Here is a 21528-nt window from a genome sequence, read left to right on the forward strand (position 1 = left end):
CGATTTCTATTAGGCTAGGCTGACATTTCTGCTTAAGGTGATCCGCGACGACGCGTTCCCATTGCAGCGAGCTGCTCTTGCCGTTGCGGCCAGAGCTACGCTCTGCACGCCTAGCATATGACCCAAATGCGCCGCCTTTCAGCGGCGGTTCCTTTGGCGGAGCCGCTTCCAGCCACGCCTCCGGAGCTATGCTGCACGACACAAAGACGCAATTGTCAGAGTCCTTCATCATAATGTGAATATATTCATCTCAAGTGATCCCGTTCAGGGATAGGTGTTGTAGGGTGCAGGGGGGCCACCATCAGTAACGATCGCTGCGGGTATCATCCGCAATCTTCCGATCTTCCATTGCTCGGCAACGGGCATTTTGGCCGAGTGCTACAGGTCGGCCGCCGCCCCATCGATCTGAACATTGCGACCGATACTCGCTTTCTCGCGGCTCCGGAATCGATTCCAGACCTTCCGCCCGGCATCTACTGGGCCACAATCGACGGAACCACAGATGCGCTGGTCTTCCACGGTGACCCCGTATCGACGGTGCCACCGCGACCGGCAGAGGACGTTCCTCTGTCCCAGGCGACAGAGAATGATCTGGGGCCGGCCGGCTTGGAGTGGTTGGAACACTGGTGGCAGGACGGAAAAAATGTGCCGGCGCCCGCTTTCCCGGCTCAGGGGGCCGCGATTTCGCGTTCCACGGGCCGCGATGCAGTGATTATGTCCCGCCACCTGCAAGGTACCTCTTGGTCATATCGCATCCGCATTGATGGTCGGCCGGAGTTGGTTTCCGAAGGCGACCTGGAGCCGATCCCCGAAACCAGCAGAGAAGAAGACTGGGTATACGAGTCCCCCGCTGATGCATCCGCGTTTGCAGCTATGCTGACACGAGCTAAGCTGAACCGCGGCGTCACTGATGCACTATTCTCTTACGGGGTTTCAAAAACGAGCATTCTCCCGTATCAGTTCAAACCCGTCCTCAAGTACCTGGACTCTGCAACGGAGCGCATGCTCATTGCCGACGAAGTAGGCCTGGGCAAGACGATCGAAGCCGGACTTCTCTGGACCGAGATGGCGGCACGTGGACAAGCGGATCGCGTCATAGTCGTCTGCCCTTCTGCACTCGTGGAGAAGTGGCGCTCCGAAATGCAGGCACGATTCGGTTTCGAGCTTGAGAGGTACACAACTGCGGACCTTTCCAAGATGGTGGAACGACTGGAAAAGGGATCACAGCCCAACCGACTTGCTGCGGTCGTTTCCCTACAGACATTCCGTAACTTCAAAGAGCTCGGGGAACTCGAAAGCCTGAACTTCAGCCTGGATCTCTGCATCGTCGACGAAGCGCATCAGATGCGGAACCCAGGAACGGCGAGTCACCGACTGGGCCTGCTCCTCCGTGATTGGTCCAACGCCATGGTTCTTCTGAGCGCTACACCATTGAACCTTGGCAATCGGGATCTACTTTCCCTGATGCAGCTTCTCATGCCAGGCGAAGTTGAAACTGAGCAGGACCTGCAGGCCCGTCTCGACCACCACGAGCCCTTACAGGCTCTTCGACGAAGTGCAACGGATCCCACGATTTCCAACGAGCAACGACGCCGCTGGCTACGTGGCATCGGTGCGTCCGCCATGGGTTCGGCCCTCAAGCAAAGGGCCGCATATCTTCGGCTCGAGGAATTGCTCGAAGGCGATGACTTCAGTCCGGAGCAGGCCCCGGTTTTGCGCGAAGCATGTTCCCAGCTGCACGGCTTATCGGCAGCGATCACCCGGACGAAGAAGTCCGAGGTCAATGAAGCCACAACCGTTCGTCAGGCGATTAATAAACCCGTTCACTGGACGGCGGCCGAGCAGGACTTCTACGACGCCTACTATGCATGGATCCGAAATGTCGCCATCGAACGGCAGCTTCCGACCGGATTCGCCCTCCAAATGCCACTGAGATTGGCTGGCAGCTGCCTTCCGGCAACGGCACACAGTGTCCTGTACGACGAGTTCGATGATGAGAACGGCGACGGCCCCAGACGAACCGCACGAACGTTCCTGCAGCAGGAGGCTCCTCCTCCAAACGTCACGAAACTGGCACGGGAAATTTCAGGAGTCGATACGAAATTCGACGCCTTGGTCTCGGCCCTTTCCTCGGATGAAATGCGCGGCCGCCAAGCCTTACTCTTCACTTTCTCCCGCAAGACGCTCGACTACCTCTACAAGCGGCTTTCCGGCTCATTGCGCATAGCCGCACTCCATGGCGGAGTTAGCGTGGAAGACCGCGAGGCGATCATGAGGGACTTCCGGTCAGGCCGCTACGATTTGGTACTCGCTACCCGTGTCGCAAGTGAGGGCCTTGACTTCGAGTTTTGTTCTCTTGTGGTCAATTACGATTTGCCCTGGAACCCGATGGAAGTTGAACAACGGATCGGTCGTATCGATCGGCTTGGCCAGACCTCGGAGAAGATCCTCATCCTCAATTTCTCGACGCCTGGAACAATCGAGACACGGATCATGGAACGGCTGCTGGACCGGGTAGGTGTGTTTGAGCATTCAATCGGTGATCTCGAACCGATTCTGGCCGAAACCTTCGACGAATTCCAAGAAGTCGTTCTCGATTTCAGGCTCACGCCTGAAGAACAGGAACGCAAGCTCAATAAGGCGATAGCGGCTGTAGAACAGAACCGGGCAGATTCAAAGCAACTCGACTCGGCCTCCTCTAAGCTCCAGGCCGAGGACCAATTCGGCATAGAGGCAGTGGAGAAGCGAGTTGCTCGTGGCCGCTATCTCGGCCAACACGAGTTGGCGACTCTGGTTGCGGACTGGACGAATATTCGAGGTGGGAAAGCGGTAATCAACGCAGCGAAACACGAACTTCGGGTTTCCCTCAGTGGTGACATGCTGCAGCGCCTGGTAGCCTGGCGCCGCGAGGAAGGCCAGACATCGTCGGAAATCAGTCGCGTGGAATATCTTGCACGCCAGAAATCTGCAGTCCATGTCTGGCTGGATCCAGAGACAGCTCGTATCGATGGGGGAACTCTCCTAAACGGTCATCATCCATTGGTTCAGATCGCTGCGCATGACTATGCAGAACACAATGTCCCTCGGTTCTCCATCCTTCGTGCCGAGGGAAACGAGGAATGTCCGCCTGGCAATTACCTGATCGCTTTGGCTGCTGCCGAGTGGCGCGGTCTTCGGCCCACCAGTGAACTGTGGACTGACGCCATCGATCTCAATACAGGTGATCGAGCCACTGAAGCTGTCGGCGGCCTGCTTTTCACAGCGCTTGCAGCAGGAGCCCTCGTCAACGGACAAAGTGACCTTCATCCTGATGCTGGAGCACATGCAGGCGTGGCTCTCGACGCTCTCCGCCAGCGCCGGCACGAGCTTGAGGAAGAACGACGTCGGGAAAACAATGCCCTAGTCCTTGAGCGTAAGATGCGCGCCGAACAGGTCCACAAGAACGAGCGGCGGTCTATCCTGAACCGCATGTCGCAAGTCCCCTCCATGCGGCATGCTTTCGAGGGACAGCTGCGTCGCAGTGAGAACCGCTTTAACGATGCCATGGCCCGCATCAACGCAAGCGACCAAACCAGTCTGGCCCTCGAAGAGCTCGCCATTGCGCAGCTGGAGGTGATCTAGCCGTTGGATGAGAAGCAGCGGACACTCGCGTTCGAGAACTCCATGAATAGCCGCTACCTGAAAGCTCTTGAGACCAAAGAGGTCCACAAGGTGGCAGGTATGAGGCCGCGGCAGGACAAATTTGGCCCGTTAGCGGGACGGGTGTCCCTTCAGGGTGAAAAACCTGGGACTTTCGAGGAGTACTACATTGGGCCTACTCATGTGAACCTGGGGGGCCTGTATGTTGTGAGCTGGGCTGCTCCGGCGGCTGCCACATTTTTCGGAAACTCGAAGGAATGGGATTCACGGAAGATTCGCGTGCGGCGAAAATTTGTGAAGCGCATCGAGAGGTTGACGAACTACTCAGACGAGTGGGTTGTCCCTAAGGAAAAAGAGGCTTTCCCATCTCCGAAGCCTGCACAGGCGCCCCCACCCCCTACTCGACCGCCCGGCCCATCAGGACAATCCTGGCTGTCGAAGGCTAAGGCTAAACAAAGCGTTGAGCCCGAAACACCGCCGGCCATGCCCCCAAGTTCGGTGCCCGAAGCATCGGTCCCGGCTGAAGACCTGTCAACGGTCGACGATCTCTTGCGGGCGACACTCTCGGCACCACGTAGTCTGGGCCTCGAGTCCGTGCTGTCGACTCTCCAGCCGGAGCAGTACTCCTTGGTGACCTACACCCCTGATAAGTCCCTCATCATTCAGGGCCACGCGGGCACCGGCAAGACGATCATTGCCACGCATAGAGCAGCCTGGCTCGTCGACCGACAACGCGCTGGCGTCGCCCACCAGCGCGTTCTGCTCCTGGGGCCGACGCCCGCGTGGGAAGAACACGTGAGCACGGCAGTGGCCGAACTCTGCGGACGGACGCGTCACGTCATGGTGGGTTCGGCGATGGGCCTCATACTCGACCTCTTGGATATTAAGGTCGAACGGGCAGGCGCGCGCGCTACCGAAGCCAAGGCACCTCCGTCCGGAGCGGATGCCGTGGTAGCCGACTATGCCGCTGACTGGAAACTGCGAGCCCAGGACGATTCTCTAGAACGGTTCTACGCAGCCTTCGTCGACCCCGATACAAGCCTCAACACAAAAGTTCGCAAGCCGATCGATGCTTGGCGCAAGGCGCTTCCACCCGATCTAGCCGGGGCAATCGCTGACCCCGGGTTATGGCCGCTCCTGGCTTTCATGAAGGTCCGCCTAACACACACGAACAAGTTCGACCATGTGATCGTTGACGAGGCGCAGGACCTAACGTCGTTCGAGTGGCGAGTCTTGGAAACGTTGAACGCAGGCACCTGGACGCTGGTTGGTGACATGCAGCAACGTCATTCTCAGCGGACATTCAAGCGATGGAAAGACATCAGTAACTGGTTGCCGCGAAGCACATGGGACGAACGAACCATCAATGATGGATATCGGACAACGCAGGCCATCACGGAATTTGCTGCGTCACTCCTTCCGCTCGTCTCCAGACACCGACGCCAATCGCCGCTCGGACGGGGAAAGGCACCCAGCGTCATCAATGTCCAAATTCGGCGGCGAAGCATGGAATCTCTCGCCCTCGAAGAGTGCCAGCGCCTTGCCTCGGCGCATCCAGATGGCAGCATTGCTGTTATCACCCCACTGATTGCGCAGGTCGCTCAGGAAGCGAGGAAGTCCGGCTGGCAGGGCGACGGGCGCTGGACTCAGATCGACGCGCAAGGCAAGCAGTATCAGTTCCTGACTCCTGAAGATGCTCGCGGCCTCGAATTCGACGCAGTGATCGTCGTTGAGCCAGCTGTCTTCCGAGGTAATACTGGCACTAACGGCCGGCTGTACACCTCGCTAACCAGGGCAAACCACGAGCTGGTCGTTATCCACGACAAACCACTACCAGCAGCGCTGGCACGAGCCGCCACTCGACTAGCGATGGTCCATAATGAGTAGCGGATCACTTGTCGATCCGGACGAAAGACTCCGCCGCGGAGGCCAGAACTCTTACGCAGCCCATCGTCATCACGAATAACTGAATACCTCCGAACCAACGAGATAACAACTACACCTACAACATCATCAATAGTCTGGATGCCCGTATGGCCGTGGTCCGGCCGCCCAGGGATAACGATCCACATCGATCCAGCCCTTATCGATTGCCTGCTGAAGGGCGATCTCACTAATGCGTATTCCGGTTGCGACACGATCAGATCCAGGGCAATCGTATATGCCGTGTAAATGCGGTGGCAGAGTCCTGCCGTCATCTCCTAGGACAAAGGTGCACTTACAGCGCCTGCATCGTCCTTCGCGTGGCAGCTGGTCTTCAATACTTCTAGGTGTGCTCAGCGGGGCCTCGGAAATATGCAGGATTGTTCCAGAACCGGAGCATAGCCTTCCTTCCCTGTTTGCGTGCTTTCCGATAGCTCCATCTGGGTTTGATCGCGACAGACCTCTGCCGCATTGTGGACAAAGTAGCAGCGCGTCATCGTTCATCGTGCCACCGCGCTTCCCACCGCATAGACATCTGCCGGCATAGGTCGGTGCAGCTTCCACGTAATTCCAATGGGCTTTTCCCCAGAGTGCTGCACGTAGTCGACTTGGCCTAGACATGTGTATGGCATGGTCTTCCCCGATTCATCATTCGAGTGTTCCCGGGTGAACAGAACGATTTGCGAACCATGATCCTTGCGGTTCAAATACCGCCGGCCCACAGGGCTGGTGGTGGATGTGCTGTTCTGGGATTCCCAATGGAACAGGTCCTCGCTCAACGCGTAGTCCCTGTACATGGTGCTGGCCGAGTGCTTCCTTTCGTCTTTGTTCAGGGTGACGAAGAAGGCGTCCGTTGCGGTACCCGGGCTCCACGCCACGCCCTCGCGGTGCTCCGCATTCCGGCCGCCGAGCTTGGCAATGCCAAGCGCCGCTAACACTTCCTCGCGTCGGTAGGTGGCATGTGAATACATCGGTATGTGCTGCAGACCCATTCCGAGCCCTTTTGGCATGTGGCGGGCAGACTGGACACCGCGCTTCATGAGCTGGATGATTTCGGAACAGACGTAAGGATAAGAACGCAACTGCTCGAAGCCGTCGTCGTACTTTTCAAATCCTCCGCCATTGGGCCAAAGAGTATAGAACAGCATCCGAGCCAGGATTTTCTCCCGTTCTCCCAGGTCCTCATAGGCCAGGGCCTCCGAGGACACCAGCGATGTGTAGGCCTCGGCTCGTTCCGGGTCATCCACGTGGAGCAGTGCGGTCATCTTCTTCAGCACCAACTGCTCCTCGAAGACGGAGCTGCCCTCGCGATGGAGGACAGGCGGCGTATCGCCGTCGATCAGCCCGGCCTCGCGGATCAGCGATGTCCAGGAGTTTCCGGTCTTCCGGTACACGTCAGTAAGGTCACGGCCGGACTCGCGCAGGTAGTCCTCGAGCAGAACCTCGGCGTGTGTGCGTATATCGGAAACGAGCTGCTTTCGGTTGAACCGCAGCTGAGACTTGATGTTCTCCAGCACAGTCTGCTGCGCCACCCGGTCCAGAATTATCTGACAGCCGGAGGGCAGGAGAGGGAACTCGTCCTCAATCTGTTTGACCAGGCCGGCCCTGCTGGTTCCCGTGAGTGCCCGGAACTTGGGATCGAAACGGAATTCGCGGCGCTGCTGGCCGATGAAGTCGAGGACCGAGAGCACGGCTTTGTCCTCCGCACGCCGCAGGCCGCGGCCGAGCTGCTGGAGGAAGATGGTGGAGCTCTGCGTCGGGCGCAGCAGAAGGATTGTGTCGATTTCTGGAACGTCCAGGCCTTCGTTGAAAAGGTCTACGGCAAAAATGCAGTTGATTTCTTTGCTGCGAAGTTTGGCCAGGGCGGTAGCACGCTCATCGCTGTCAGTGGCACCTGAAACGGCCACGGAGGTGATGCCTGCCTCGTTGAAGACCCTCGCCATGTAGTGCGCATGCTGAACCGAAACGCAGAAGCCGATGGCCCGCATTTCCCGTGTGCTGAGCACCTTGTCGCGCAGTTCCTTGATCACTTTGGCTGCACGGGCGTCGTTGCCCGTGTACAAGACGCTCAACGCCTCGGCGTCGTAGTTGCCGCGCTTCCATTCCACTTGGCTCAGGTCGACATCGTCGGCCAGCCCAAAGTAGTGAAACGGCACGAGAAGGTCCGCGTCCAGTGCGTCCCAGAGCCGCAATTCGCTGGCGATCCGGCCGTCGAAAAACTCGTCGGCCACGTTGACACCGTCGCCTCGCTCCGGCGTCGCAGTTAGGCCAAGCAGTTCCAGCGGGCGAAGGTGGGCGATGATGCTCCGGTAAGTTGGTGCTTCCGCGTGGTGGAACTCGTCGATGACCACGACGTCGAAATGGCCGACTTCGAATTGATCCATCCCCTTGGCGGCGAGGGACTGAACGCTGGCGAACACATGTTTCCATTGGGTTGGCTTATGGTCGCCCACGTAGAGTTCGCCAAACGAGCCGCTCTGCATGACGGCGCGGTACGTGCGCAGAGACTGCTCCAGGATCTCCTTGCGGTGCGCTACAAACAGCAGTGTTAGCGGGCGGTCGGCCTCGTCGCAGAGCCGTTTGTAGTCCAATGCCGCCACGACAGTCTTCCCGGTACCAGTGGCGGCCACAACCAGGTTTCGATGGTGGCCGAGGAGCCCGCGGGATGTTTCGAGCTCCTCTAACATCTCGACCTGGTGCAAATGCGGCTGGACCTCTAACCCCGTGGCACCCATCGGCTGCATGGCCGTGGTGCCGCCGTTTCGAAGCAGGGCAGCGTCGAGCCTTTCGGCGTCTTTATCCGGGTCGTAGGGCACGAAGGCTCGCTGTTCCCAATAACTGTCGAACGTGACCTCAAATTTATTTAGCAACGCCGGAGTTGTCACGGAGGATAAACGAACGTTCCATTCGAGCCCGTCTAGGAGGGCGGGCCTGCTCAAATTGGAGCTACCCACGTAAGCCGTACTGAATCCGGTGCTGCGGCGGAAAAGCCATGCCTTGGCGTGGAGGCGGGTGGCTTGTGTTTCGTAGCTGATCCGCACTTCGGCCCCGTACCGGCGGACGAGTTCGTCGACCGCACGGCGTTCGGTGGCGCCCATGTAAGTGGTCGTGATGACGCGGATGCGAACGCCGCGGTCTGCCAGCTCATCGAGTGCTCCCTCCAGTAGACGCAGACCACTCCACTTGATAAAGGCACTGAGCAGATCGACGCTATTGGCCGATGCCATCTCGGCACGAAGCTCGGCTGCCAAGTTCGGATCGTCCTTGCCGTTCGTCAGGAGGGCGGAATCCGACAGTGGAGTAAGCGGCCGGCGAAGGTTTCGGCGCCGCAATTTCTCCGGTGCATGAAGGGAGAGTAGCTGCCGCGGGCCGTCCTTGATCGAGTCTTCTGCCTGGATGCCTTCCAACAGCTTGTTGGCGAGTGCCAGCCGGTCCTCAGGCTTTGCCGCCACCAAGGCAGCCCGGGCGGCCTCGCCAATATGTCTTGAAAGGATCTCAGTGGCGTCGGCTGCGTCTATCTGCTCGAAGTTCGCTTGAAAGTCCGGCACCCGCTCCAGACGACGAGCCAGAGATTCCGTGTGCAGGGCCTCGTACAGACCTTCGTGCAGGGCGTCTGCTGCCCCTCCCCCAATAAATGCATTCACCAGCCCAGGGTAAACGAAGACGATGACACTTTGAGCCATGCCGAGCCGCATTACGTTTCGATTGTGTTCGCCGGATTCGGTCCCTCTTCCCCCCCGGATCATCGTCCTGGTAATCGGCTACTTCAAGGCCTGACCAAGGGCCATCCCGATCGTCGAAGCGACGCTACGCCCGTGCGTCTTGAAAAGCTGGTAGGTATTTATTTGTTTGCTGTCTCGTTGGAACAGAATACTTTTGTCAGAGACTATGAATTCGATCGGTCCGCCCCTCCGGCGAAGTGCCCAATGAGCATGTCTGACATCGGAAAAAGGACCTAGGGCTGCCGCGTCGTTCTCCACGGTGAGTCCTGGAAACTCGCGGCAAATGTTCTCTAATGCGTCTTTCCCTCCTGCCACTTCGTACAACGAAGTGACGTCCCAAGGAGACTTCGCATTGGCGCTCTGAAGCAAGACGGAAGTCACAATTCGATAGGCAAGGAGATACTTCGTCGTGGGCATCGTGGCAACTGGGCTCCTCAACCCTGACCTTTGCTCCAATAGTTGGATGAGGTCGATCGGTTCTTTCGAGAAGACTTCTGCCCAGCCGAAACTGCCTGCCTGCGGTCCACGATGGATGTGAAGGCTGCCACCGCGATTCATGTCGATAATGATTTGATTATCGTCCCTGTTCAGAAGCCCTAGGCAGTCATAGTGCCCGCCGCCTGGATGGTGTTCGACAATTCTCAATTCGGAGTGCCGCCGGCATAGTTCCGTGGCTATCCACCAAGACTGTGCCCTGATCTTGGTCGTGTTGAAGCTCAGCCCTTCCACCATCGACGTCATCGTGCTCATGGTCCTCCTCTTGTCATGCAATTCACCAAACGACCTCCTCAGATCGACGCCATCCCTGCAGGCAGAACACGAGTCGTTCCCAAAACTTCGTTATCACCGTCTGTCGATGCCGAGCCGCAATGACCGTACTGCTCCCATGCAAGGACGCACAGCGTATCGCGAGAGTTGTGGCATTCGGCGTAGTTGAAAAGTGGTGTCTGAGCAGAAACCGGCTTTAGAATGTGCAGTGGCTGATGACCAGCAGGCCCTGCGGATCAAGCAACACACACCCGCGGCTTTCCATTCGTTTTTTTTAAGCCGCTAAGGCCGCCGCCACAACCTCGAGGGCCGGCCGCGCCCACCGCCGGTCATTTCGCCTGTGGGTACTAGCTGCGGCTCCATGAACCGGCGGAAAGTGTCACGCATGAGTTCGCGCCCGGCGACTGCCTGGTGAACCATGCGCAGGTCGCGGAGGGTAAAGGACTGGGTCAGCAGTCCACCGGGGTCGGGGGCTCTCTCGTAGCCGGAGCGCGCATACTCCACGGCCTTCGCAACCAACGCGGGATGGTCGTACGGGAGTCCGGGACCGCCGTCGTCCGCTGGAAAGAGCTTCACGCGATCGTTTTGCAGCGCAGGTTCCAGTTGCTCGAACGGCACGACGTCCACATGGGCCACCGACAACACTCGGCCGCGCGGGTCACGGTCGGGGTCGTCGAACACATACAGCTGCTTCGGGGTGCGGCCGCTGATGCCTGCCTTGTCCCGAAGGGAGCGCAGCACTGCATCTGCCAGCCGCTCCCCCTCGTGCAGGAACGTTCCCGGCAGTGCCCAATCGAAGCCAGGCGCCTTGGTGTGCTCGACGGCCAGGACGCATAGTGAGTCCCGCCAAACTGTCAGCACGGCGGTGTCTACTGCTACAGAAGGGCGTGGGTAGTCGGTCAAAGGCGTGGCGTTCTCGGGCGGGGTCACAGAAAACATTAAATGCACTCTTGCGCTAAATGGCCAACTGGGCCTAATCTTGATTTAGCGCAGAAATGCGCAATATAAATATTGGCCGACAGTTGAAGCTGTGCGGCCGGACGAAAGCGGAGGGGGATCGCATGAAGATTGGACAGCTAACATCGGAAGCGGCAGCCGGCTCGGCCCGCTCACACTGTTCCCGGTCTGGGCCGAAGCTCGTGCTACCGTCGGCTTGGCCACCGGAGCTGCGGCGAACTTGGACGTCACGGAAGCTCGCTTCCGGCCCTCAGGTTGGAAAGCTCACCGCCACCAACCGCGACACCAAGCCGGTGCTGCTGCTCGAAGGCGGGCACCAGCATCGGGTCTGCGCCCGGGACGTTATCCTGCCGGCGGGCGAGACGCGTGAAGTGGATACCTTTTGCGTAGAACTCGGCCGTTGGGGCGGCGCTTCGGCTCACAAACGCTCCGCCCGCCGCGCGCCACTAAATGTTCGGGCCGAGCTGCACCGGACTGACCGCGGCGCGGAAACCCAGGGCAGGGTGTGGGAACGCGTTGCCAGGTACCAGGGCCTGAACACGGTGTCCGATTCCGGTTCACTGGTCCATCACTTGGACGCTGGCACGCGGAGCACAAGCCCGGATCTGGAAAGGCTGCCGCTGCCGATCGACGGACAGCGCGGCGTCGTCGTCGGATTCGGCGGTAAGGCGCTGATGCTAGAACTGTTCGGCAGCCACAAGCTGTTCCGCAGCCACTAACGCTCCATGCTGCAGGCAGCTTGGCTGAACATTCAGCTCTACTCTGACCGTGCATCTAACGCTGAGACTCCCGCGCAGTCTGCACGTGACCTAGCAGTTCGCCTTATGGGCGCGGACACCGGGCACCTGCCCCGCAGCGAATTCTTGGGAAGCTCCGAACCTGTTTCATTCAACGGCATCACGTTCAGAACGTCCCCGTTCAATCCGGCGCCGGCGTTTGCACACCTGAGCGGCTGGGACACCCGGCACCCGGTGATGACCGGTTGACACACACCTTCTGCAATACCCGTATCGCCTGCACCGCTTCTTTCCCATCCGATACCTGCCCCCTGGAGGCACCCATGAACCTTTCTTCTGCCCAAAACGACAGCGCCGCCGGCGTGCTCATCGCCCAGGCCGCCGGCGACGCCCTCGGAGCCGGCTACGAATTCGATGCCCCGATGCCGGATGGCACCCCGGTGGCCATGATCGGTGGCGGCCCCTTCGGCTTCGAGCCGGCAGAGTGGACGGATGACACGTCCATGGCACTGGTCATCGCCGAGGCTCTGCTCGATGCCCCGGGGCATACACTCGACGGCGCAGCCAAAGACGCTATCGTCCGCGGGTGGGCGGACTGGGCACGCGACGCCCGGGACGTGGGCGCGATGACGTCGTCGGCCCTAAACGGAGCTCGGCGCCTGGCCGCAGCAGCCGGACGCACTGCCCCGAACGCTGCGGATGCTTTGGCTTCCGCTGAGCAGGTGCATGTGAGCACCGGCCGCTCCGCCGGCAACGGCTCGTTGATGCGCACGGCGCCCCTGGCCCTGGCCTACTTGGATGCGACACTGCAGGAACTGTTCGATGCGGCAGCGGAGTTGAGCGCCCTCACCCACTTTGATCCGGAGGCCGGCGAGGCCTGCGCCCTCTGGTGCGTGGCGATCCGCCGGGCCGTGCTCACGGGCGAGCTGGACGTCCGCGCCGGACTGTCCCTGCTGCCTATCGACCGCAGGCCCGTTTGGCTCGAGCGGATTGATACGGCCGAGCACAGCCGCCCTCGAGACTTCACCCGCAATGGCTGGGTGGTCGAGGCGTTCCAAGGGGCTTGGTCTGCCATCACGACGACGGCGGACGCAGCTTCCGGCCCGGCTCACCTGCGTGCCGCACTGGAAGAGGCAGTCCGCGGCGGCAACGACACGGATACCGTGGCCGCGATCGCCGGCGGGCTGCTCGGCGCCGCCTACGGCTACACCGCGGTGCCGTTCGAGTGGCGCCGGAACCTGCACGGCTGGCCGGGCTACACCGCACGGGACCTGCTGCGCATCGGGTTCCAGTTGGGCCGCGCCGAGGGACGGACGCCCGGCCGCTGGCCGGACGTCGATTCGTTCGACAACTCGGGGTGGATCAGCTCCTCGCAAATCGAGGTGGTGGAACATCCCCTGGATCCCGGCGTGCTCCTCGGCGGCGCGCCGGCCCTGGCCCGGGACGACTACGACGCTGTTGTCTCACTGTCGCGAGTCGGTACGCAGGACGCCCGTGTTCCGGCCGCGGACCATGCAGCCTTCATGCTGCTGGACGAGGCTGCCCCGGAGGCCAACGCCCACTTGGAGTTCGTGCTGCGGGAGGCGGCGGCCGCCGTCGCGCTTTTCCGTTCCGAGGGCAAGCGTGTGCTGCTGCACTGCGTGCGGATGGAAAGCCGCACCCCCACCGTTGCTGCCATGTATGGGTCGCTGGCGACTGATATGACACCGCTACAAGCGCTGGAGAAGGTCAAGGAAGTACTCCCCGGCGCGAACCCGAATCCGCTGTTCGTGGCAACGCTGCGCCGGCTCTCCGAAGAGGCGTCTTGAAAGGGAATACGGACCCGCTGTGCCCACACTGCGGTGGCGAAAGGCCAAAGCATCTGATCCTGCGTAATTACCTCTGCACCCTGTGCTTCGCCCGGGCGACCAAGTCGGGCGGCCGACGTGCATGGCTGGACGGCGTGGAGTATGCCATAGGCGAGGCCCATATGGCTGGCATGGATGTGATGTGGCCGCTGTCAGCTGCCCAATTGGCTGCACAAGGCGATCGGGTTCCTCCTGCGTCTGCCCGTGTCGAACCCACCAGGCAACGCCCCGAAGAGTTGTTTGCGGCACCCGCGAGGCCCAGCGGCTGGGGACAAGCCCTCGGCTTGATCGCGGAGGAGATCCGTTGGCTCAAAGACGGAGACTTCGTGATGATCGAGTACGGCGAGTCCACAGATGATGCCATCGCGCCCTACGCCCAGGTCGCATTGGACGAGGACGACTACTGGTGCGAAATCGTCTCCAACGACTACCTTCCCGGCGACACTTGGCCGCTGCACGGTGACGTCCTGAAGGCAGCTGGCTGGGACGCCCCGGACTTGGGGTGTCCCAACTGGCACAGCTGGCGCGCAGGATCCCTGGCCGCCGCCACGGCCGTGCTCAACGGTCTCCGCCACGGCCGCTCGTGTCCGGACGTCCTCCTGCTGAACTGGCACGTGGCGACGACGCCACCGCAGTGGTGATGGCTCCCCGTTCAGCTGCCTCGCCTATCGGCTCTGCTAATTCTGCTCCCTTTCTACAGACGGACGAGGCCAAACCTGGCAGACAAGGCTACTTAATTCGGTTGATCTTTTGCGTATGTCTTCATCTGTCCACTCGGAAAGATGGTCATCGACGATGGACTTATTCAGGAGCAAGATGCTGAAATCAGCCAGCAAAGAGCGCTTGCCTTTGCCTGCGTCCTTTCCACTCGGCGCTACCGAAGCTGCCTCGCTATCAGTCCATGGACGGTTCGCCAAAGCATTATTCAGCTTGCCCGAAGTCAAAGTTAGATTCCCAATCGTATGAATTAGGGCGTCTCTAGTCTGACTTGCGCCTTCCTCACCGCTTAGGGAATCTGACCAGTGCGACCTCCACTCCCGCGGCATCACATGCTCAATTTCGAGACGGTCAGGAAGGCTAACGTTCTCTGAGCGATCCGTACGCATTTTCCGCTCAAGCGCTCCGAAAATTGTTCGAAGTCGAGACTGCCGCACGTTCCCGTAGAGCCTGACCTCTGGAAGCTCTGCGAGGACGTCAGCATCCGATGGCCAAACTCGTGAATCTGCCGATTGGGACGAAAGGACTCTCTTCACCACACTTCCCGCACGGGCTACGTCCGATGCCTCCAGTTCCTTTAACAAAACAACCATCATTTTCGTAACGTCCTTGGTCGTTTTGCGCAGCAATGTTCGCCGCACGACCCAGCTCTCGAGGCTGGCCAACGCGAGCTCAACCTGGTCTTGCGGGACCCGATGGTTGTCCGAAACGAGCCACAGCAGCAGTGGCGTCGTAGCAGCAAGTTCAAGTGACTCGATTACGCGTCGATAAAACTGTCCTTGAACGGAATCATTTCCCAACTCCGCAAAGGACCGAAAAGTATCGGCATCCCGGCGCAGAGCCTCAACGAATGCTGTTGCTGAGTTGGCCGCAGCCATGTGGCTGTGTGCATGGTGTCGAAACTTTTTGAACACTTGCTCCGTAGGAATTTCTTCCTGTTCCCGCATCATCAGCCAGTACTGAAGGAAAATGTCAATGCGGGAGCGTAAGTGCCTACCTTGGCTTATCTGGTCTCGCCACCAGTCCTCGTCGAACTCTAGCCAGTATTTATCGGCCCAGGCATCGACATCCGCATCTACTTGTTCCCCCCGCTGAAAAATCCAGTTCTTCACTAGGTCAGCTGCTAACAGTGGAGTCCCTCGATCGTTCAACGTCTCAAAAATAAGCTGATCGTCGTCCAGAGCACCAAGGTTGATAGCGACAACGAATAGCCGGTCGGACAACACTGCGGTGAGTGCCCTCAGGCGGTCTTCTGCCGTTGCTTCAAGATCATCGTCCTCGGCGCGAGCCCATTCACGAATCGCACCTGAAAAGAACTGATGAGCCTGAGTGATGCGGTGCCCGTTAGCGGCAACTGCGGCATCATCCATTGCGAGCGTGAACGCTTCCCTATCAGCACGCGAGGGCCACAATTTGAAACGGTTCCTCGTCTGTCGGAATCGTTTCGAGTCGTTCAGTACTAGCTCATGTAGAGCTTCTGCGTCTTCCTCGGAGCCCAATTCCTCAACAACAGCCTGTGCGGCATCCAGCAACAACTGAAGAGTCGTCATACGCTGTTGGCCATCGATTACGGACGACCGTGCCAGGTCTCCAGCGACATGCGACATCTCTTTAATGACCACGGCGCCCAAGAAATGCGGAGTTACTCTCTCGCGCTCGTCGACATCATCGCCAGCTAGGAGAAGGTTTTCTGCGACCCTCTGAACATCAGACCAAAGCGGTGCCCACTGATCCTCCTCGTTCCAAACGTACGGACGCTGGAAGGCAGGAATTTCGTACTGAACCTTCGAATCGAAAAGATCCCGTGGTGTAACAGCTTCAGCTTTCATCTAACATCTCTCGAATCGTCGCAGGTCTGGACCAGTCAAGGGCCAGAAGTCTTCCACACTTTTGGGTCTACTTCTTATCCATCATCTACAGAGTGTAAGTCCCCGGGTTGCGCGCTCGAGCACCCGCGCTGATTTGGACGGCATATCAGCTAACCCCAGATACATTGTGTATTCCGAGACTAATCGAGACGATGGGGCTGTGATGGCGCGGTGTATTCCGGAGGAACCGGAGTTCGGGGATGGGCTTTCGGCAGAGCAAGCGGTCTGGGCGAAGCTCCGGGACAGCCTGCCCGACGACGTCGTGCTCGCACATTCTGTGCAGGTGCGGCACGGACGCGCTGAGCACGAGATCGATTTGTTGGTCCTGTGGCCAGGTGTTGGTCTGGCGGCGATCGAGGTCAAGGGTGGGCTGGTCAGCATTGAGGAGGGGCAGTGGTGGCAGTCGGACAGGGCCGGAAGGCACAAGATCCAGAGCCCCGTCGCGCAGTCCCAGTCCTCGATGCACGCTTTCCGGACGTGGATCGGGGAACAGCTCGGGACGCAGCTCTCGAGCCGCTTCGCTTACATGGTCTGCTTGCCGTACACGAACGTCCCCCAGGACTGGTCGATGGCCGGCTGCCTGCGTTCGTTAGTGCTGGACGCGGAGGATCTCGCCAACCTCCCGGAGAAGATCCGGCGGGCCATCGAAACCGAAGGCAGCGGCGCAAGTCCCTTGGCGTCGTCGTACATGGAACGGATCGTCGGCCGGTTAACCGGAACCCTGCCCTTGAGCGACACCGAAGCGGCGGAGGCTCAGGAGCTGGAAGACCGTCAGGACCAGCTCACGGAACGACAGTCCGTGCTGCTGTCCGCAACCCGGGATTTAACCAGGATCCGGTTCGCCGGCGGGGCAGGGAGCGGCAAGACGTGGCTGGCGGTGGAGAAAGCCAAAAGATTGTGCCGGGAACGCAAGCGCGTAGGCCTGTTCTGCTACAACAAGGGGCTCGGGCAGTACTTGCAGGAGCGGACGTCAGGCTGGCGCCACTCACAGCCGGTGTTCACTGGCGAGTTCCATGAGTACGTGCGCGCTCTCGGCGTTCCGGATGGGTCGGGCCAAGAGTATTTCGATGAAGAAATGCCCCGCCTGCTCAGGGAATTGGCGGCGGACCTGCCGCACGAGCAGAAGCTGGACGCCGTCGTCGTCGATGAAGCGCAGGACTTTGCCCCGCTGTGGTGGGAGGCGCTGCTCGCCTGCCTCAAGGATCCCGAAGCGGGCGAGGCCTATGCGTTCATGGACGACCGCCAGGATGTCTACCGGCGTTGGACCGGTGTGGGGGCGGACGGAGTGGCAGGCCCGATCAGCAGCTTTGTCCCGATCCACATTGACGAGAACCTGCGCAACACGCGGCGGATCGCCGACACTTTCAAGGGTTTCGCCGGAGACTACTTCAAGCCACGAGGTGGTACGGGCCTGCCCGTACGCTTCGTCCAATGCGAAGTTGACGAAGCGTTGGATGTTGCCGGTGACTGTGTCGATGCGCTCATTGAAGAAGGCTGGGCCAACAACCAGATCGCACTATTGACCACTCGACACCGCCATCCAGTGCACCAGGGGTACTTCGATATTGGCGAGATCGCTGAATACTGGCAGAACTTCCATGCTAACGAGGAAGAGTTCTACGGCCATGTGCTCGGCTTCAAGGGACTGGAGAGGTCGGTGGTTATCCTTTGCGCCAATGGCTTTAAGGAGCTGGACCGTGCGCCGGAGCAGCTCTACGTGGGCCTGTCCCGAGCCAGGAGCCTGCTGGTGGTGGTCGGTGACATGGATTTGCTGGCTGACGCAGGTGGAACGACGCTGGCGGCAGCGCTGAAACGAGCCGAGCCCTGGTCACCGGCGCTGCGCGACGCTGGAGAGACGATGGTGGAGGTCGGACGATGAATCAAACGCCTTCAGAAGGCAAACGGTCGGTGCTCACCGCTAGTTTGGCCGCATGAGAGATCTCAGAAACGGCCCGCTATGGTCCCGTCTCATGACCATGCGCGAGGCAGGTGTCCCGATGGACACCGCCGCGGAATTACTCGACATTACCCTCGACGAACTGCGTGCTGCCGGAGCAGTGTGGGCGGCCGTGGAGTCCAACCCGCCGGTGGTGGCTGGCGACGGTACGACGACGTGCCCGCGCTGCAGCCACGAAGCCTGGCCAGTTGTCCACGGCATGTGGATACCTTCCGATGACGGTCCGGAGCCCAAGGTAATAAGGGCCGGCTGCGTCATCGAGCCGGGCAGCGCAGACTGGCAGTGTATGGATGACCGCTGCGGATACGAGTGGTGTGTTTGGGAACCTCGCTTGGAAGAATGAATTCCTGCTCCAAGACTTGAGCAAGTATTTAAAGATGGAACTGAGTAGAAATCCATACAGGCTAATGTGATCATCTCCCTAGGGTTCCTGTCCTGAGGCGAAGGTGCAGAACCGACTGCACACCGCACATGACATCGGATGGTTTCATAGGGTTCCGGTACGTGGTTCTCATCCGAAGCGGTAGCTACTGAGTTGGGGGAAAATCAATGGCTCGGAGTCCACGAGAGGTGAACAACTACGTCGACATCCGGCAGCGGCTTGATTCGGCGGTAGGGGCAATCGACCGAACTGCAGCCAAACTCAGTCCTGCGGTTGAGAGCGCGGTCAAAACCGAAAGACACTACGCCTCTATCGCGTCCGGTTATGAGAGGTGCTTGCAGCAGTTGCGGGCTGCAGACAGCACTGATCCCCGTGTCCTAGGACTCATTGAGACCGGAGAGAGGATGTTCCGGACCGCTGAACGGACTCGGGACTATTGGCGCGAACGGCACCAACGAGAAGAAGAACGCCGAGACAAGCTCAAAGGCGTGCGGAACGAGCTGATCCATGCACGAGACCGTCTCGACGTTGCCCAGAAGCTCGCGGATGGCCATGCCCATCTGGCGTCACTCGCTGCACTGGGCGACCCACCTATGGCGCTCCACAACACAGAACTACCTGAGTTCCGGGAAGCCCTGCGGCTGGCGCGCGAAGCGGAGGCCCTCGCCGAATTGAAGGAGTGGCGATGAAGAAAGCCAGCAACGGCGCGCCAGACCCAGTTGTTACCGCAACTGTAGAGGTCCCAGTAGCCATCGGATCGTGCGGAGGCTGTCTGCTCGGATCCGCTGTGCTGATTTCACTCCTATGGGTAATTGTTGCGCTGGTAACCGGAAGTGGCGTGGGCGTCTCCCTGTTTGTGTTCATCCTCGTGCTGTTTTCCTGGGTACCTCTGCGTCTTGCCGCGCGACGCAAGTCCGTTCGCCGGATCGAAGAGGCGGTCAATGGTGCCCTCGCTCAGGACTTGCACACGCACTTGCGGATCACTCGGAAAGAGGCACACCGGCTGCACGACCTCGCGGGCACGGAGATCCAGGAAGGCAACCAAACCTATAAGATCGTGCCGAAGCAACCGAAACCGGGAAGCACACACAGTCATTCCTCCTCCAGCGGTTATGCCGTGACCATCACCGTCATGCACGGCGACCTCGGCCTATCGTCGTACGAGGAGATGGTCAGCGCAGTGCTGAGATCGCAGTAACCACCTGCTAGATATGTCCGCGAACTCGTCATGCCGAAGCCAGAGACCTCCGGGAACGGCGGCGGATGAAGTACTCAGCGACCGCGAGGTTGAGCAGCCAGGCCGCCCCCATGAGCACTGCACGGCTCAGTTCGTTGGTCGGGCCGACCAGGAGAATCCAGGGGATGGTCACCAGGGCTTGCGTCCCGGCGGCGATTCCGATCGCGTAGCCGCGGGCCATCCAGGCGCCGTGTGCGGCGAAGTTGCGCCGCTTGATCGCGAGGATGCCCAGGATGATGCTCGCCGTCATGGCCGTGCCGAACACCAGCCGAAGGACGAGCAGGATGACGCCGTCGTCGGGCGGGAGGTCGTAGAAGACGGACATCCAAAGGCCGGAGAGGGCAGCGAGCAGGCCAGCCGGGATAAGGACGACCCCGGCGATGCGGTGCCAGCTGCGCCGGCCTCGCTTGCCGCGGCGCAGCGACGGCACAAACTGGAAGGCCCCGACCAGGCTGTAGACGATGGCCGCGGGGATGTGGATCAGCACGGGAAGGGGCGAGTCGAAGAACCGCTCGTTGGCCGGCGTGACCGCCGCTCCCCCGGTCAGCTCGGCCACGCGGATCGATCCAAAGATGACCGGGATGAGGCTGACGAAGATCAAGCCGGCAGGAATGAGCCAGCGGCCGCGGGGCCGGCGCCCGGAGGCCTTGGTGACGGCGATGGTTTCTGCAGCCATTGGTGATTCCCCAGAGTCTTGGGTGTACGGCGTACACCTCGTGATCTAAAGGTAGGTGTACGTTGTACACTTGTCAAGAGATATCTGCCGTCAGAAAGGGTGGTCCTGATGGCTCAGCAGGTGGAGTCGGCACGCCGCACCCCGCTGAACAGGGAGCGGGTGTTGAGCGCCGCCGTCGTTCTTGCCGACGAAGCCGGCGTCGACGCGCTCAGCATGCGCAAGCTGGCCCAGGAGCTGGGCGTGGTGCCGATGGCCCTCTACAAGCACGTCGCCAACAAGGAAGAACTGCTCGACGGCATTGTTGACGTCATCGTCGGCGAGATCGAGACGCGGCCCGGCGGGACGGACTGGCGGAACGCCGTCCGTCAGCGCGTGTTGTCGGCCCGGGAGGTCCTGCTGCGCCACCCGTGGGCCCGCCAGGTGCTCGAGTCGCGCACCAACAAGACGCCGGTTGTCCTCGAGTACATGGACTCGGTGATCGGCATGTTCCGCGCCGGCGGATTCTCCGTCGACCTCACCCACCACGTGATGCACGCCCTCGGCAGCCGGATGTGGGGGTTCACCCAGGAACTGTTCGACGACCAGCAAAGCGCGCCCGCGGACGTTCCGCCGGAGATGCTGCGCGCGATGGCCGAGCGGTATCCGCATATCGCGGAAATGGCCATGGCCGGTTCCCACGACGAGGGGTCCGTAGTCGGCCAGGGCTGTGACGACCAGTTCGAGTTCGAGTTCGCGCTGGACCTGCTCCTGGACGGATTTGAGAGGCTGCACCAGCAGAGATGGACGTCGGCCCGGCGGTCCTGAGGCCAGCGTCCTGATCGCGTGGCTCCTGCACGCTCCGCCTGGTGCGAGCCGTGGGTTTTGTCTGTCCGTTGTGCTCTGATGCGCCAGCCTCTACGGTGAATGAACCGCAATCCGAACCGCAGGAGCGGGCATGGGCAACAACCGCGGACGGACGGGGCGGACGCCGTTGCAGTTTCGGACCGCCTTCACCCTCGCCTGTGCCGCCGCCTGCCTCCTCGCCGCCGGAACCTGCTCGGCAGCCCTGGGAACCTGGCCTGCGGCGTCTGCGGCCGGCAACGCGGCAGCCACCGCGAC

Annotated in this window: 15 protein-coding genes; 10 read left to right on the forward strand and 5 right to left on the reverse strand. The window is 60.4% G+C overall.

Translation table 11 applies throughout. The features are described 5' to 3' along the window. Window positions 1-375 precede the first annotated feature (375 nt). Together AC5RV2_RS02335 and AC5RV2_RS02340 are read left to right on the forward strand one after the other, a co-directional pair. On the forward strand, window positions 376-3621 hold the full coding sequence (locus AC5RV2_RS02335; protein WP_494091001.1) for a DEAD/DEAH box helicase: 3246 nt from the start codon (window positions 376-378) through the stop codon (window positions 3619-3621). A gap of 3 nt (window positions 3622-3624) precedes the next feature. Beyond that, window positions 3625-5526: an AAA family ATPase gene (locus AC5RV2_RS02340; protein ID WP_494091002.1), complete on the forward strand. Its 1902-nt coding sequence runs from the start codon at window positions 3625-3627 to the stop codon at window positions 5524-5526. Window positions 5527-6062: 536 nt separating this feature from the next. On the opposite strand, the gene AC5RV2_RS02345 is transcribed toward AC5RV2_RS02340, so the two are convergent. From AC5RV2_RS02345 to AC5RV2_RS02355, 3 genes are all read right to left on the reverse strand, one after another. Next, window positions 6063-9170 carry a DEAD/DEAH box helicase gene (locus AC5RV2_RS02345; protein WP_494091014.1) on the reverse strand — a complete coding sequence of 1036 codons (3108 nt, stop codon included), beginning with the start codon at window positions 9168-9170 and terminating at the stop codon, window positions 6063-6065. Between the two features lie 153 nt (window positions 9171-9323). After that, window positions 9324-10034: a TY-Chap2 family putative peptide chaperone gene (locus AC5RV2_RS02350; RefSeq protein ID WP_494091003.1), complete on the reverse strand. Its 711-nt coding sequence runs from the start codon at window positions 10032-10034 to the stop codon at window positions 9324-9326. A gap of 300 nt (window positions 10035-10334) precedes the next feature. Then, a complete protein-coding gene (locus AC5RV2_RS02355; protein WP_494091004.1) occupies window positions 10335-10991 on the reverse strand; it encodes an NUDIX hydrolase in 657 nt (218 codons plus the stop codon). A 122-nt stretch (window positions 10992-11113) separates the two neighbouring features. Between AC5RV2_RS02355 and AC5RV2_RS02360 the strand changes: the two genes are divergently transcribed. From AC5RV2_RS02360 to AC5RV2_RS02370, 3 genes are all read left to right on the forward strand, one after another. Further along, window positions 11114-11728: an ARPP-1 family domain-containing protein gene (locus AC5RV2_RS02360; RefSeq protein ID WP_494091005.1), complete on the forward strand. Its 615-nt coding sequence runs from the start codon at window positions 11114-11116 to the stop codon at window positions 11726-11728. 341 nt (window positions 11729-12069) lie between these two features. Then, window positions 12070-13554, forward strand: a complete 1485-nt coding sequence (locus tag AC5RV2_RS02365; protein ID WP_494091006.1) for an ADP-ribosylglycohydrolase family protein — start codon at window positions 12070-12072, stop codon at window positions 13552-13554. Between the two features lie 179 nt (window positions 13555-13733). After that, complete coding sequence (locus tag AC5RV2_RS02370; protein WP_494091015.1) at window positions 13734-14234, forward strand: TY-Chap domain-containing protein; 501 nt, start codon at window positions 13734-13736, stop codon at window positions 14232-14234. A 36-nt stretch (window positions 14235-14270) separates the two neighbouring features. Here AC5RV2_RS02370 and AC5RV2_RS02375 read toward each other — a convergent pair whose 3' ends face one another. Then, entirely contained in the window at window positions 14271-16139 is a 1869-nt protein-coding gene (locus AC5RV2_RS02375) for a DUF262 domain-containing protein (protein WP_494091007.1), read from the reverse strand. A gap of 166 nt (window positions 16140-16305) precedes the next feature. Between AC5RV2_RS02375 and AC5RV2_RS02380 the strand changes: the two genes are divergently transcribed. The 4 genes from AC5RV2_RS02380 (at window position 16306) to AC5RV2_RS02395 (ending at window position 19715) form a co-directional block, all read left to right on the forward strand. Further along, on the forward strand, window positions 16306-18057 hold the full coding sequence (locus AC5RV2_RS02380) for an NERD domain-containing protein (RefSeq protein WP_494091008.1): 1752 nt from the start codon (window positions 16306-16308) through the stop codon (window positions 18055-18057). A 52-nt stretch (window positions 18058-18109) separates the two neighbouring features. Continuing rightward, window positions 18110-18478 carry a hypothetical protein gene (locus AC5RV2_RS02385; RefSeq protein ID WP_494091009.1) on the forward strand — a complete coding sequence of 123 codons (369 nt, stop codon included), beginning with the start codon at window positions 18110-18112 and terminating at the stop codon, window positions 18476-18478. Window positions 18479-18705: 227 nt separating this feature from the next. Then, a complete protein-coding gene (locus tag AC5RV2_RS02390; protein ID WP_494091010.1) occupies window positions 18706-19206 on the forward strand; it encodes a hypothetical protein in 501 nt (166 codons plus the stop codon). After that, entirely contained in the window at window positions 19203-19715 is a 513-nt protein-coding gene (locus AC5RV2_RS02395; RefSeq protein ID WP_494091011.1) for a hypothetical protein, read from the forward strand. Before AC5RV2_RS02390 ends, AC5RV2_RS02395 begins: the two co-directional genes overlap by 4 nt. Window positions 19716-19743: 28 nt before the next feature. Here the strand turns inward: AC5RV2_RS02395 and AC5RV2_RS02400 are convergent, their stop codons facing one another. After that, window positions 19744-20430 (reverse strand): DUF2306 domain-containing protein, encoded by a 687-nt coding sequence (locus AC5RV2_RS02400; RefSeq protein ID WP_494091012.1) that lies wholly within the window; start codon window positions 20428-20430, stop codon window positions 19744-19746. Window positions 20431-20538: 108 nt separating this feature from the next. On the opposite strand from AC5RV2_RS02400, the gene AC5RV2_RS02405 reads away from it, so the two are divergent. Further along, window positions 20539-21234, forward strand: a complete 696-nt coding sequence (locus tag AC5RV2_RS02405) for a TetR/AcrR family transcriptional regulator (RefSeq protein ID WP_494091013.1) — start codon at window positions 20539-20541, stop codon at window positions 21232-21234. Window positions 21235-21528: the final 294 nt, after the last annotated feature.

Source organism: Arthrobacter sp. Y3225116 (assembly GCF_059091245.1).